The 12890-nt window shown below is 65.7% G+C and carries 14 protein-coding genes; 8 read left to right on the top strand and 6 right to left on the bottom strand.

Features of this window, described 5'->3' with window-relative positions; translation table 11 throughout:
- Positions 1-5: 5 nt before the first annotated feature.
- Genes H5V43_RS11735 through flgB form a run of 3 tightly spaced genes read right to left on the bottom strand, consistent with a single transcriptional unit; the run spans position 6 to position 1440 of the window.
- Complete coding sequence (locus tag H5V43_RS11735) at positions 6-662, bottom strand: flagellar hook assembly protein FlgD (RefSeq protein WP_025548592.1); 657 nt, start codon at positions 660-662, stop codon at positions 6-8.
- Positions 659-1069, bottom strand: coding sequence for a flagellar basal body rod protein FlgC (gene flgC, locus H5V43_RS11730; protein ID WP_025548590.1), 411 nt, complete (start codon positions 1067-1069; stop codon positions 659-661). The genes H5V43_RS11735 and flgC overlap by 4 nt, the downstream gene beginning before the upstream one ends.
- Before the next feature lie 2 nt (positions 1070-1071).
- Positions 1072-1440: a flagellar basal body rod protein FlgB gene (gene flgB, locus H5V43_RS11725; protein WP_025548588.1), complete on the bottom strand. Its 369-nt coding sequence runs from the start codon at positions 1438-1440 to the stop codon at positions 1072-1074.
- A 264-nt stretch (positions 1441-1704) separates the two neighbouring features.
- On the opposite strand from flgB, the gene H5V43_RS11720 reads away from it, so the two are divergent.
- From H5V43_RS11720 to H5V43_RS11685, 8 genes are all read left to right on the top strand, one after another.
- Positions 1705-2373: a MotA/TolQ/ExbB proton channel family protein gene (locus tag H5V43_RS11720; RefSeq protein ID WP_025548587.1), complete on the top strand. Its 669-nt coding sequence runs from the start codon at positions 1705-1707 to the stop codon at positions 2371-2373.
- Complete coding sequence (locus H5V43_RS11715) at positions 2370-2852, top strand: flagellar motor protein MotB (protein WP_025548585.1); 483 nt, start codon at positions 2370-2372, stop codon at positions 2850-2852. The genes H5V43_RS11720 and H5V43_RS11715 overlap by 4 nt, the downstream gene beginning before the upstream one ends.
- 130 nt (positions 2853-2982) lie before the next feature.
- The gene (locus H5V43_RS11710; protein ID WP_025548583.1) at positions 2983-3531 is read left to right on the top strand and encodes a flagella basal body P-ring formation protein FlgA; all 549 of its coding nucleotides are present in this window, start codon (positions 2983-2985) and stop codon (positions 3529-3531) included.
- A 46-nt stretch (positions 3532-3577) separates the two neighbouring features.
- Positions 3578-3859 carry a flagellar biosynthesis anti-sigma factor FlgM gene (flgM, locus tag H5V43_RS11705; protein ID WP_025548582.1) on the top strand — a complete coding sequence of 94 codons (282 nt, stop codon included), beginning with the start codon at positions 3578-3580 and terminating at the stop codon, positions 3857-3859.
- A 4-nt stretch (positions 3860-3863) separates the two neighbouring features.
- Positions 3864-4172 carry a hypothetical protein gene (locus H5V43_RS11700; RefSeq protein ID WP_025548580.1) on the top strand — a complete coding sequence of 103 codons (309 nt, stop codon included), beginning with the start codon at positions 3864-3866 and terminating at the stop codon, positions 4170-4172.
- Between the two features lie 225 nt (positions 4173-4397).
- A complete protein-coding gene (locus H5V43_RS11695) occupies positions 4398-5231 on the top strand; it encodes a lysozyme family protein (RefSeq protein ID WP_025548579.1) in 834 nt (277 codons plus the stop codon).
- A 9-nt stretch (positions 5232-5240) separates the two neighbouring features.
- The gene (flhA, locus tag H5V43_RS11690) at positions 5241-7361 is read left to right on the top strand and encodes a flagellar biosynthesis protein FlhA (RefSeq protein ID WP_025548577.1); all 2121 of its coding nucleotides are present in this window, start codon (positions 5241-5243) and stop codon (positions 7359-7361) included.
- A gap of 12 nt (positions 7362-7373) precedes the next feature.
- The gene (locus tag H5V43_RS11685; protein ID WP_025548576.1) at positions 7374-8111 is read left to right on the top strand and encodes a sigma-70 family RNA polymerase sigma factor; all 738 of its coding nucleotides are present in this window, start codon (positions 7374-7376) and stop codon (positions 8109-8111) included.
- 63 nt (positions 8112-8174) lie between these two features.
- Here the strand turns inward: H5V43_RS11685 and mdoH are convergent, their stop codons facing one another.
- From mdoH to H5V43_RS11670, 3 genes are all read right to left on the bottom strand, one after another.
- Positions 8175-10067, bottom strand: a complete 1893-nt coding sequence (gene mdoH / locus H5V43_RS11680) for a glucans biosynthesis glucosyltransferase MdoH (RefSeq protein ID WP_061936564.1) — start codon at positions 10065-10067, stop codon at positions 8175-8177.
- A gap of 87 nt (positions 10068-10154) precedes the next feature.
- Positions 10155-11666 (bottom strand): OpgD/OpgG family glucan biosynthesis protein, encoded by a 1512-nt coding sequence (locus H5V43_RS11675; RefSeq protein ID WP_025548574.1) that lies wholly within the window; start codon positions 11664-11666, stop codon positions 10155-10157.
- A 224-nt stretch (positions 11667-11890) separates the two neighbouring features.
- Positions 11891-12709 carry a flagellin N-terminal helical domain-containing protein gene (locus tag H5V43_RS11670; protein ID WP_025548572.1) on the bottom strand — a complete coding sequence of 273 codons (819 nt, stop codon included), beginning with the start codon at positions 12707-12709 and terminating at the stop codon, positions 11891-11893.
- Positions 12710-12890: the final 181 nt, after the last annotated feature.

The following is a 12890-nucleotide window of genomic DNA, read 5'->3' as shown; positions in this document are numbered from 1 at the left end:
GTCGGTTAGGCGAGCGAGATGGCGTCGGACGGCGAATAGGTGCCGAGCGCGGTGATCAGTTTCGACGAACTGCCGTCGGCGGGTGACTGGACGGCGGCGATGGTGGCCCAGCTCGCGACGCGGCTGGGGCTGGCGCCGTTGACCTTGATCTTCAGCGCGTCGGTGGCGATGGTGTTGCCGGCTTCATCCTTGCCGTCCCAATAGAAATTGATGTCGCCCTTGGGCTGGTCGCCCAGTTCGATCGTCTTGACGACATTGCCGTTGCCGTCGATCAGGTCGACGCTGGCGTCGCTGGTCGCGGCGGCAAAGCTGACCTGGCCCATATATTGGCCGGCCGCATCGGGCGCGGCGATGTTGCTCTGCACCAGCATCGACTTGCCGATCCAGCTTGCCGCGTCGCCAAGGCGCGATCCGGTCAGTTGCGACGCCAGATTCTTCAGCGTCTGGTTCATTTCCGCGATGCCGCTGCTGTTGGTGATGGTCGCCATCTGCGCGACCATCTGGGCGTTATCGACGGGTTCGAACGGGTCCTGCGTCTGCATCTGCGCGGTCAGCAGGCGCAGGAAGTCCGCCTGGCCCATTTCCGACTTGCCCGTGCCGACATTGGCATAGGGGTTATAGACGGACAGGCCCGCGCTGTCGGTGGCGGTCGTGGTCGTCATTTGCCGATCCTTATGGTTTCCATCATCAGGGACTTGGCGGTGTTCAGCACCTGCACGTTGTTCTGGTACATGCGGGCGGTCTCGATCATGTCGACCAGCTCCGCGCTGCTATCCACGGCGGCTTCCCAGACATCGCCATTCTTGTCGGCCAGCGGATGGTTGGGATCGTGGCGCTTGGTGGGCTGCGCATTGGTGGTGACGACATTCTGGACCTTGACGGTCGAGACGCCGGGGCTGTCGGTGACGGACTGGAACACCGGCTTGATCGCGCGATAGGCCTCCGCCGCGCTGCCGGTGACGTTGCCGGCGTTCGCCATGTTGGAGGCGGTGGCGTTGAGCCGCACAAGCTGCGCGCTCATGGCGCGGCCGGCGATGTCGAAGACGTTCAGGGGGCCATGGCCGCTCATGCTCATTCTCCCTTAAGCGCGCGGGTGATGGTGTTGATGCGGCCCTCCAGGAAGGAGAGGGTCGTGCGATATTTGACGGCGTTTTCCGCAAACAAAGTCTGTTCGGTGCTGAGTTCGACCGTGTTGCCGTCGAGGCTGGGTTGCAGCGGCACGCGATAGCCCATCGAATCGTCGACGGCCTGCGACACGTCGGCGGCGGATTTGCCCTGCCGCGTCGTGGCTTCCTTGAGGGCGGACTCGAAATCGATGTCGCGCGCCTTGTATCCGGGCGTCGAAGCGTTCGCGATATTGGACGCGAGCAGGGACAGGCGCTGCGAGCGAAGCGCCAGCGCCTTTCCATGTATCCCGAACAATCCGTCTTCCAGCGACATTGTCGTCTTTCCGCTTTTTTCCGCCCCGATGGGCCTAAAACTTCCGTCTCCCCCGCCGTTCTGAGGCCTGATGGCGTGAACTGCGGGTGATCCAGCCTGATATTCGCAAGAGCCGTGCCAATTTGCGTGGGTGACGCATCGGCATGGCGGAAAATGGCGGAAATCTGGGGGATTGCGTGAGGATGGCGGCAAGGGCGGCAAAATTTTGCCGGCGGGTGGCAGCGCTTTGCCGCCGGCCGGCCGGGCGTAAGCGGGGACGTGAAGATGATCGGGATCATGGCGCATTTGTTCGACCCCCTGACCTTGCTGGCCATGGTCGCGGGGATCGGGCTGGTGGCGCTGTTCCAGAATGGCGCGCGGGCGCTGGGGCGGGCCTTTGCCGCCCTTGTTCCCCTGTTGCGCGCCGATCCAGCGAAGGACCGGGATGCTGCGCGGGCGGCCATGCTGAAGATCGATCAGGTCGCGCAACTGCGCGGCCTTGCCTGCACGGACCGGGTGAAGACGGCCAATCCCTATCTGACCGAAGCCGCGCGCAAGCTCGCCAATTGCGAGAAGACGGAGCAGTTCGAACTGTGGGCCGCGCAATCGCTGGCGGACCGGGCGCAGCGCCATGGCTCTGCCTGCAAGGTCTGGCTGTCCATCGCGGATGCCGCCCCGGCCCTGGGCATGGCGGGCACGATCATCGGCCTGGTCGGCATGTTCGCCGCGATGGACGATCCGGCGGCGCTGGGCCCCTCCATGGCCCTGGCGCTCCTCACCACCTTCTATGGCGTGGTCATTGCCAATGTCATCGCCGCGCCCGTAGCGACGCGGCTTGCCGACCTGTCGGAACGGGAACTCGCCTGGCAGAAGGAGGTCACTGATCGCATGGCCGCCATCGCGCGGCGGGAAAATGTGCCGATGCGCCGCGCCTCGATCCGCGAGGTGGCATGAATATCTCCGCCCTTGCCGGGGCGCGGCGCGGCCGCTGGGCGATCAGCTTCGCCGACCTGCTGCTGTTGCTGCTCGGCTTTTTCGTCATGCTTCAGGCCAGCGGCCAGCGGCGTGACGCCATGCTGGCGCAGGTGCGGCAGCAATTTGGCGGCCATGCCAGCAGTCCCATGGAAATCCACGCCGCCGAACTGTTCCTGCCCGGTGAAGCGTTGCTGACGCAGCAGGGCCGGAAGCGGCTGAAGATCGTGGCGGATCGCTTTGCGCTGGGGCGCGAGCGGCTGGAGGTCAGCAGCCGCGGCACGGATGTGGGGCATCAGCGCTTCGACGGCTGGGACCTGTCGGCGGCGCGCCTCGGCGCCGTGGCGCGGGCGCTGAAGGCCGAAGGCATTGGCGGCGACCGGCTGGTGCTGCGCGGGCTGGACCAGTTGGATGGCGAGGGCGGCAAGGGGCAGGTGATCCTGATTGTCGCGGGGCGTTAGGCGTCGACCGCCCCAAAGCTGCTGCTGTTTTTTTTTGGGCACGGCTCGCCTCCCCCCGCAGCAGCGTCCATTATATGGCACGAATTTTGCGTGATTCATGGTTAATCCTGTCCGCTTTCGGAGAGATACCGTGACGAATTTGCCCAAGATCCTGCTTCTGGCGCTGTCCGTTTCAGCGTCCGATCCTGCGCTGGCGCAGCAGAAGTTCGAGAATCTGGATCGGATCGACAGTCTGGTCGCGATGACCGTCGGCGCCAATCTGGGCGAACCGGGCGGGCCGATCGCGCCGGTCGACCGGCGTTTGCGGCTGGCCGCCTGTCCGGCGACGCCCAGCGTGGACGGGCCTGTCTTTGGCGCCGCCATCGTCAAGTGCGATGCGTTAGGCTGGCGAATCCGCGTGCCGTTGGTGGCCGGCGGCGCCGCTGCCGCTTCCGGGCCGGTGGCGCGCTACGCCCCTGCGCCGCGGGCGGCGCCCAGGGAGGCCGCCGTCAAGAAGGGCGACCCGGTGCAATTGATGGCGGGCAATGCGGCCTTCAGCGTCTCGCGCATGATGGTCGCGGACGAGGACGGCGCCGTGGGCGAGACGATCCGCGTGCGGGAAGACAGGAAATCCGCGCCGATATTGGCGCAGGTCGTGGAAATGGGAATTGTTCGTGTTCCGGGATTTAACAATTTTTGAACCCGGCCGTATATAGACTGTGCGGGACGAATGAAGGATTGAAACGATGATCAAGTCTGTCGGCCAGAATATCAGCGCCGCCATAGAGGCAGCCCGCCTGAAGGAAGGCGGCAGGACGACGCGCGCTTCTTCGACCGGTTCGGCCGCGACTTCCGCTTCTTCGGCCAGTTCGGCAAGCCCCGTCGCCCGCATGGCGGCCGAAGGCGCGCCGGTCGACATGGACCGCGTCGCCGCGATCAAGGCGGCCATCGCTTCCGGCAATTACCCCGTCGATCCGGCGGCGATCGCGGATCGCATGCTGGCGCTCGACCTGCCGGCGGCCGGTTGACCCCATGCCGCTCGGTCTTGCAGCGCTGGACGAGTTGGGCGCGGCTTTCGAAGAGCTGCGCGGGGCACTGGACGGCGTGGATGCGGCGGTGATCGAAGCGGCGACGCAGCGGATCGCCAAAGCCGCGTCCGCTGTTCGCGCCATCGGCGTATGGCGGTCCGACGAAGCGGTGAAGGATCGATTGAGGGCGCTCCAGCCGCTGATGGAATCGGCGCGGATCCGTACCAACCTGCTCGTGGACCATGCGAATCAGCGGCTTGCGATACTCGCGGCGCGCGGCGCGGAAACGGCGCCTCTGGTTTACGGGCGCTGAAAATCCGACCCTCCGAGACGTTGCAAGGGCGCCCGCTACGGCGCCCTTTTTGCTTTCCACTGACGGCGGACTGGGCTCCTGCCTGCGCAGGAGCAGGTGGGCGCGGCTTGATTTGACCGGAGCAGGCTCCATTCCCGAAAATCAAATTATGAGCGCGCGTTAACCAAATCTTGGCACGTCACTTGCTCTAATGACCCCCGGTACCAACGGGGATTGATCGAACCAGTGTCGGCTTTCGCAGACATCGCAGGAACGGGGGCGGCAACGGGCGCTTCGACGGGCAATCGCGTGACCAACGCGATCGCCATGGCCAGCCGGCGGACGGGCGTGGACTTCGCCTATCTGCTGGGGCAGGCGAAGATCGAGAGCAGCCTCAATCCCACCGCTCGCGCGACCACCTCCTCCGCGACCGGGCTTTACCAGTTCGTCGACCAGAGCTGGCTGGCGGTCATCGACCAGCATGGCGGCGAATATGGGCTGGGCTGGGCCGCCGACGCGATCAGCCGGGGCAGCAATGGCCGCTATTATGTGGCCGATCCCGACCTTCGCCAGCAGATACTGGACCTGCGCAAGCATCCCGAAACCGCATCCGTCATGGCCGCCCAACATGCCGCTGACAACAAGGCCACATTGGAGCAGCGGCTGGGCCGCGAGGCGGAACCGGTCGACCTTTACATGGCCCATTTCCTGGGCGTCGGCGGGGCCAGCAGGTTCCTGTCGATGAACGACCGCGTGCCCAATGCCGCCGCCGCCGGGATGTTCCCGGCCGCCGCCCGCGCCAACCGGTCCATCTTCTACGACAGGCAGGGCAACGCCCGCAGCTTCGCCGAAATCCGCGACCGCTTCGCCGCCAAGCTCCAGAAGGGCTTCGATTCGGTCGGCGGCGGCGACATTCAATATGCCGATGCGTCTTTGCCCTCCGGCGCGAAGACCGTGCAGCCCGCCGACTATGTGCGGATCGAAACCCAGCGCCTTGCGACCGCCGCCGACGTCACCGTCCGGCCCGAACCGCAGACGGCGCGCCTCGCCTATCTCATGCTCGCCACCCTCGGAAGGTAACGGCCCGATATGACTCCCGCCCAAGTCAAAGCGAAGATCTGGATGAGCGCCGCCAAGGGGGCGGTGCTGCCCATTGCGACGCTGATGGTCGTGCTGTTCATGATGGTGCCGGTGCCGGCGATCATGCTGGACGTCGGCTTCATCACCAACATCATGATCAGCCTGGCCGTGCTGATGGTGGCGCTGAACGCCGCCAAACCGCTCGACTTCTCCAGCTTTCCGACGGTGCTGCTGTTCGCGACGCTGCTGCGGCTGGCGCTGAACGTCGCGTCGACCCGCGTCGTGCTGGTGAACGGGCATGAAGGCACCGATTCGGCGGGCCATGTGATCGAGGCCTTCGGCCATTTCCTGATCGGCGGCGATTATGTCGTCGGCATCTTCGTCTTCGCGATCCTGATGATCATCAACCTGGTCGTGATCACCAAGGGCGCGGGCCGCGTGTCGGAAGTCAGCGCCCGCTTCACCCTGGACGCCCTGCCGGGCAAGCAGATGGCGATCGACGCCGACCTGAACGCCGGCCTGCTGACCCCGGAAGAGGCCAAGGTCCGCCGCCGTGAAGTGGCGACCGAGGCGGACTTCTACGGATCGATGGACGGCGCCTCCAAATTCGTGAAGGGCGATGCGGTCGCAGGCATCCTGATCCTGGCCATCAACATCGTTGGCGGCATCATATTGGGCGTGGTCAGCCACAAGCTCAGCATCGGGGAAGCTGCCCAGACCTATATCATCCTGGCCATCGGCGACGCGCTGGTCGCGCAGATTCCGGCGCTGCTGCTCTCCATCGCCGCCGCCGCCATCGTGACGCGGGTCGGCAGCGAGGACGATCTGTCGAACCAGATCACCAGCCAGTTCGGTTCGGGCAAGGCCTGGATGCCGGTCGCGGCGATCCTGACCTTCCTGGGTATCCTGCCCGGCATGCCGCACATGATCATCCTGCCCGCCGCCGCGGTGGCGGGCGGCATCGCCTGGCACCTCCGCAAGTCCAGCCAGCGCAAGGCCGCCGAACCCGAAGCCGCCGCCCCGCCGCCCAATCCCGCGCTGATCGAGTGGAACGACGTGTCGGACGGCGCGGTGCTGGGTCTGGAGATCGGCTATGGCCTGATCAGCCTGGTGGACGAGCGCAAGGGCGCGCCGCTGATGGCCCGCATCACCGGCATCCGCCGCCAGCTTTCGAAGGAACTGGGCTTCGTCGTGCCGATGGTCCGCGTGAAGGACAATCTGGCGCTGGAGCCGAACCAATATCGCATCACCATCGCCGGCGTCGTCGTGGGCGAGGACGAGATTTTCCCCGACGACCTGCTGGCGCTGGACAGCGGCGCGCTGGAGGGAACGGTGTCCGGCCGCGAGGCGAAGGACCCGACCTTCGGCCTCGACGCCGTCTGGATTTCGCCCGCCAAGCGCAGCGAAGCGGTGGTCGCGGGCTATACGGTGGTCGATCCGCCGACGGTGGTCGCCACCCATCTCAACCAGCTTATCGCCATGAACGCCAGCGAGATGTTCGGCTTGGACGAAGCGCGCAAGCTGCTCGACAACCTCAAGGACGCCGCGCCGCAACTGGTCGACGGCCTGACGCCGGGGCTGCTGAACCTGACGCAGATCAGCGCGCTTTGCCGCGCCCTGCTGGCGGAGGGCATTCCACTCAAGGATTTCCGCCGCATCTGCGAGGCGATGGTCGACGCGGCGCGGCCCGACATGACGCTGGACCAACTGGTCGAAGCGGTGCGCCAGCGCATCGGTTCGCTGATCATCCAGGGGCTGGTGCCGGTGAAGATGCCGCTGCCGGTGATCACGCTGGACGGCGATCTGGAAGCGTTGCTGGCGCAGGCGATGAGGGTCGCGGGCGATGCCCGGCACCCGATCGAACCCGCCCTTGCCAACCGCATCATAGAGGCGGTGGTCACGGCGGCCCGTCCGCTGCTGGGGCAGGCGCGCAACTTCGCCATCGTCACCTCGCCGCTGGCCCGCCGCGCGCTGGCCCGGCTGTTCAAGCCGCATCTGCCGGAGACGCCGGTGCTGTCCTTCCTCGAAATTCCCGATGGCAAGGGCGTGGAAGTCGTCGCCGTGGTCGGCGGCGAGCAGCGGCCCGCGCCGCGCCACGACCCCCTGCCGACACGCGAACGCGTTGCCTGAGGAGCCTGACCGATGTTCATGAATAGGGTCGTCGCCGGTTCCGATGCCAACACCTATGGCCGGTCCGCCCATGCCAATTCGCCCGAACGGCTGGCGCGCCAATATATGCCGCTGGTGCGCAAGATCGCCTGGCATGTCCATGGCCGGGTATCGAGCGCCATCGAGATCGAGGACCTGCTCCAGATCGGCATGGTTGCGCTGGTCGAGGCAGCCAATGGCTTCGAGGATCGGGGCCTTGGCTTCGCCTCCTATGCGCAGATGCGCGTGCGCGGGGCGATGATAGACCATCTGCGCCGCCATGCGACGATGACGCGTTCCGCCATGTCGCAGCGCAAGCAGTTAGGGGCCATCCGCAACCGGTTGGAGCAGAAGCTGGGCCGTGCGCCGCTGGAGGCGGAGATGTCCGCCGAAATGGGGCTGGACCCCGCCGCCTATCGCGAAGTGGCGGATGGCTGCGAGATGGTGCAGCATAGCAGCATGGACGAGGTCTATTCCGACCAGTCCATGTGGTTTGCCGATGTCGAGGATCGCGCCGACGATGTGATGGAGCGGGAATCGCTCAAAGCCGCGCTCGCCAAATGCATAGGCGACCTGCCGCAGCGGGAGGCGCTGGTGCTTCAGCTTTATTTCGTCGAGGAACTCAATCTGGAGGAGATCGGCGCGACGCTGGACATCGGCGCGGCGCGGGTGTGCCAGATCAAGAAGGCCGCGCTGGACAGGCTGCGCGAGAAATTGCGGGATTGGGACTGAGTCCCTTCGCTTTCCTTCAGACGTGCCGTGCTCCTGCGCAGGAACACGGTGTTTCAGGATCGACTAACTGTCGTTCGCGGCGTTGGAGAAGTCCTTGATCGGCGCATTGTCCAACTGCAACTGCCGATAGCGCGTCTTCTGGTAATTCTGCATCCGCCACCAGGGTTCCGCCACCTGGAACAGCCCGCTTTTCGCGACATGGCTGCCCCAATCCTTGCGCGCCGTGAAGGCCGCGAAGAAGGGCGCCAGCACCAGACCTGCCGCCACCGGCACGATCCAGCCCAGCGATGTATCGGACTCGACCGCCAGCAGCGTCAGCCCCATGCCCAGCAGGATATGCCATTTGAACAGCCAGATCGCCGGCAGCATCCGCATGCCGTCGCGGTCGCGGGTCTGGCCGTTCCAGCTGCTCTTGCGGCCCATCAATATGCCGAACAGGTTGATCGTCTGCGTGAGCATGCTGATCGGCGCCATCAGGATCGACAGCGCGATGTCCGCGATCACGCCGCGCATCATGCGCACTCCGCCGCCGAAACCGATGCGCCGTGCAGGATCGGCCAGCGCCCAGAGCAGCGCCAGCAGCTTCGGCCCGAACAGCAGCACTGCCGTCAGCGCCAGCAGCCCGCCCGACGGCAATATGGCGCTCGGCGGCCAGACGCCCGCCACCGCGCCGCCCAGCACCACCAGCATCAGCGCCAGCCACAGCGGCGAGGTGCAATAGGCCGACGCCCCGACGAAGAGCTGGAACTTGCTGACCGGGTGCATGCCCCTGATCTTCGAGAGCAGGGGGATATGCTGGATATTGCCCTGGCACCAGCGGCGGTCGCGGGTGGCGAGATCGGGCAGGGAAGGGGGAAATTCCTCGAAACTGTCGTCGGCCATGACGATATGCACGTCCCAGCCGCGACGGCGCAGCAGGGCCGCCTCTATCATGTCATGGCTCATGATATGCCCGCCGAAGGGCGCGCGCCCCGGCAGTTCGGGCAGGCCGCAGCTCTGCGCGAAGGCCCTGGTCCGCAGGATCGCATTATGGCCCCAGAACATGCCTTCCGACCCTGACCACCAGATCATGCCGGCGGCGGAAATGGGGCCGAACAGGCGGCTGGCGAATTGCTGCCAGCGGGCGAACAGCGTCGACGCGCCGACGATCGACGGCACGGTCTGGATCAGGCCGACATGCGGATGCCGCTCCATATCCGAGGCCAGCCGCGCCATGGTCTGGCCGCTCATCACGCTGTCCGCGTCCAGCACGATCATATAGTCATAGGCGCCGCCGAAGCGTTCGACCCATTCCGCGATATTGCCCGGCTTGCGCCCGACATTGAGTGCGCGGCGGCGGTAATGGACGGGGCGGGAAAAGCCCTTGCGCATCTTCAGATAGGCGGCGCGCTCCTTCTCCCCATTTTCCGGGTTGGAATCGGAGAGGATGAAGAATTCGAACCGCTCGCCCCCCATGACCTGTGCCAGCGAGCGCTCCATGATCGACAGGCGGCCGAGCACGCCCTGAAAATCCTCATTGCAGACAGGCAGCAGCACGGCGGTGCGCCCGCGCAGCGGCGCCGTCGACCGCGCGCGATAGGGACGGACGCCCGGGCCGCGCCCCATGGTCAGCAGCAGGAAACCGATCAGGCTGGTGGCGAAGCCGAAGGCGATCCAGGCGAAGAGCGGGATGAAGAGGGCGAGATAGACGCCCTCCCATGCCGAAATGCCGTCCAGGCCGATGGAACGCCGCATCTCATGCGCCGCCATGGAGGCGGGCAGCAGCGCCAGCAGCACCACCAGGGTGCGCCGGGCCCAGAGGTCGATGTTGAACGGACGGTGGGGCAGGTCGCGCGGGGTCGCGGAAAAATCCTGCGCGGGCATGGCCAGGGGCCTCTCCGGGGGAAGATGCTCGAACGCCCTGGCGGTCGCCATTCCGCCGGTCCTGTTGCTGTGCACGCCACCCGTTGCTTTCATGCCCGACTCGTTTCGCCAGATTTCACGGGCTCGAAACCCGTCACCAGAACCGCCTTGAACCCGGCTGGTTCCCTTGTCGCCCTTAATTCACGCGCCCAGCGGGTAATGCACATATTCGCTGAACGGGCGATTGCCAGCCCTGAGCTGGGCGCGGATATCGGTCGGCCTGCCCCGGTCCCGACGAATATCCAGGACCATCCGGAACATGTCCTTCTGGTGCAGGACCGGATAGCCGGCCTTCTTGACCAGCGTTCCGCCGGCAAGATCGACCCATATGTCCGGCCTGCTTCCGGTCGGCACGCCGGCGAAGTCGACCAGGAAACGGTCGACCCCGGCTTCGCCCGACTGCCCGGTCCAGATATTCTCCACCGTGGCAAGGCCGGCGGAAGCGGGGGCGCGGGCGGCGGACCAGTCCAGCCGATAGCTCGCCTCTATCCGGCTGCCCGCGCGGGTGGGCGCGGCGGGGGTCCAATAGGCCGCGACATTGTCGGTATATTCGCTGTCGGTCGGAAAGGCATAGAGCCGCACCTGTCCGGCGCCCAGCGGCTTGCGGCTGGTCGCCCACAGGGAAGGCCGCCGTTCGTAGAAGACGCCGTCATCCTGATAATGGTCGAAATTGCGGTCGCGCTGGAGCAGTCCGAAGCCCTTGGGATTGCGCTCCTCAAACACATCGACGCGGGGGGCGGAGGGATTGACCAGCGGACGGCAATGGACGGTCCCATCCGCGCCGGCGATGGAGAGCAGGTCGGAATCGTGGATTTCCGGCCGCCAGTCGGTGCGGGTGCGCCGGTCGGCCTGATCGTACCAGAACATGCTGGTCATCGGCATCAGCCCCAGTTCCGCGATCGCCTTGCGCGTGAACAGCACGGCGTCGACATCCTGCCGCACGCCCTGCGGCGTCAGTTCATTGGCAAAGCGGAAGGCGCCGGTGAGCGATGCGCTGTCCATCAGCGCATAGACGGTGACGCTGCTGCGCCCGGTCCGCTCCAGCCAGAAATGGGTGAAGCGGGGAAATTCCTCCTTCCCCGCGATGCTGGTGTTGATGGCGACGGCGCGGGCCGATAGCCCGAACTGCCTTTCGGCGGGGGCGCGGAAATAGGTCGCGCCCAGAAAGGACAGCCAGTCGCCGTCCCGCGCCTGATTCATGATGCGGAAGCCGGCAAAGCCCGCATCGGGCCCCAATGCGCGCACCGCATTGCCCGGCGGCGCGTCGAACATGGCGGGATCGTAGCGCAGCGGCGTCGCCCGGCCTTTTTCGACCAGCGCGATCTCCACCGGCTGCTGCACCGTGCCGCTCAGGGGGAACAGGCGGATGCCGGTATCGTCGCCGCTTTCGTTCCAGATGGTCCGCTCGTCACGGAAGCGCGCCTCGTTGAACGCATCATAGCCGATCCTGTCGGCGCCGGGGAAGAAGGGCGTCACCATGAACGCGCCGCGGGCGAGGCGCTGTGCCCGGGCGATCAGCATGGTCCAGGAAAAGGCCTCGGCCCGGTTCTGGGCCAGCACGGAATGCGGCAGCAGCAGCGCAGCGCCGGATGCCGCGATCATTGCGCGGCGTCCGATTCCTGTCGAAGAATTGTTGGTCATGGCCGTCATCATGGGTGTGACAACCGCCAATGCAAGTGTTTCGATCCCGCATTGATTGGAAACCGGCCGATCGACAAATGCGATGAAGCCTCCGCCCGGGGGGACGGAGGCTTCGTTATGCTGGTCGTTTCATCGAAGTTTTTACCCCCGGCGCGGTGGGGACTGTAAATGCGCCGGGGGCGGCATGACCGGCCGGGGTGACCAAAACCCCAGCCGGTCAATCTGAGTGTCGCAGCTTAGCTGATCAGCTTCAGCACGCCCTGCTGGCTCTGGTTCGCCTGGGCCAGCATCGCGGTCGAGGCCTGGCTCAGGATCTGCTGCTTGGCGAGCGCGGTCGTTTCGGCCGAGAAGTCGGCGTCCTCGATGCGGCTGCGGGCGTCGGTCAGGTTGGTGACGTTGGCCGTCAGCGTGTTGACCGTCGATTCGAGGCGGCTCTGCGTCGAACCCAGCGTGGCGCGGGCGGTCGAGACCGACTGAAGCGCCGTGTCATAGAGCGCCAGGGTGGCGGTGGTCGCAGCCGAGCCGCTCACGGTGGCGGCGCTGGCGCCGACGACGGCCGAGAGGTCGATGCCGCCGACGGAGAGCGAGACCGAGTCGGCCGCGGTCGAACCGGCCTGGATCGTGATCGTCGCCGCCGTGGTCGGGAACAGCGAGATGCCGTTGAACTTGGTGTTGGTCATCACGCTGTTGATCTGGGTCGACAGCTGGTCGAGTTCCGAGGTGATGTTCGCCTTCGAATTGGTGTCGTTGGTGCCGTTCAGCGCCTGGACGGTCAATTCACGCATACGCTGCAGCATGTTGCTGACTTCGCCCAGCGCACCTTCCGCCGTCTGGGCGAGCGAGATGCCGTCATTGGCGTTGCGGATGCCCTGGGTCATGCCGCGGATCTGCGAGGTCATGGTCGATGCGATGGCAAGGCCGGCCGCGTCGTCCTTCGCGCTGTTGATGCGCTTGCCGGTCGACAGGCGTTCCATCGCGGTGCTGAGCGCCTTGCTGGCCTGGGCCGAAGCATTGGATGCACGCAGCGCCGAGGAGTTGGTTCCGATAACAGTCATTTTGATACCCTTTCGTTCGTTCAGGTCGCTGCCATCAGGCTGCTTGCGGCCTCGAAAGGGGATAACGGCACCGGAAAAAAAGCTTTTAGGGCGGGGATGATTTTTTCTGCTATTTTCTTGAAAAGGCCCGTAAACAGGGCATTCGAGCCCCTTTGCGGGGGCCGATATATCCATGAAGCGG

This window comes from Sphingobium fuliginis (assembly GCF_015074805.1).
Taxonomy (GTDB): Bacteria; Pseudomonadota; Alphaproteobacteria; order Sphingomonadales; family Sphingomonadaceae; genus Sphingobium; species Sphingobium fuliginis.
The sequence above is the reverse complement of the archived record's forward strand: the minus strand, read 5'-3'. Positions and strand labels throughout refer to the sequence as shown.

Coding starts and splice junctions, on each gene's coding strand:
- H5V43_RS11735 (WP_025548592.1), bottom strand. CDS start 662: ATGACGACCACGACCGCCACCGACAGCGCGGGCCTGTCCGTCTATAAC.
- flgC (WP_025548590.1), bottom strand. CDS start 1,069: ATGAGCGGCCATGGCCCCCTGAACGTCTTCGACATCGCCGGCCGCGCC.
- flgB (WP_025548588.1), bottom strand. CDS start 1,440: ATGTCGCTGGAAGACGGATTGTTCGGGATACATGGAAAGGCGCTGGCG.
- H5V43_RS11720 (WP_025548587.1), top strand. CDS start 1,705: ATGATCGGGATCATGGCGCATTTGTTCGACCCCCTGACCTTGCTGGCC.
- H5V43_RS11715 (WP_025548585.1), top strand. CDS start 2,370: ATGAATATCTCCGCCCTTGCCGGGGCGCGGCGCGGCCGCTGGGCGATC.
- flgM (WP_025548582.1), top strand. CDS start 3,578: ATGATCAAGTCTGTCGGCCAGAATATCAGCGCCGCCATAGAGGCAGCC.
- H5V43_RS11700 (WP_025548580.1), top strand. CDS start 3,864: ATGCCGCTCGGTCTTGCAGCGCTGGACGAGTTGGGCGCGGCTTTCGAA.
- flhA (WP_025548577.1), top strand. CDS start 5,241: ATGACTCCCGCCCAAGTCAAAGCGAAGATCTGGATGAGCGCCGCCAAG.
- H5V43_RS11685 (WP_025548576.1), top strand. CDS start 7,374: ATGTTCATGAATAGGGTCGTCGCCGGTTCCGATGCCAACACCTATGGC.
- mdoH (WP_061936564.1), bottom strand. CDS start 10,067: ATGAAAGCAACGGGTGGCGTGCACAGCAACAGGACCGGCGGAATGGCG.
- H5V43_RS11675 (WP_025548574.1), bottom strand. CDS start 11,666: ATGATGACGGCCATGACCAACAATTCTTCGACAGGAATCGGACGCCGC.
- H5V43_RS11670 (WP_025548572.1), bottom strand. CDS start 12,709: ATGACTGTTATCGGAACCAACTCCTCGGCGCTGCGTGCATCCAATGCT.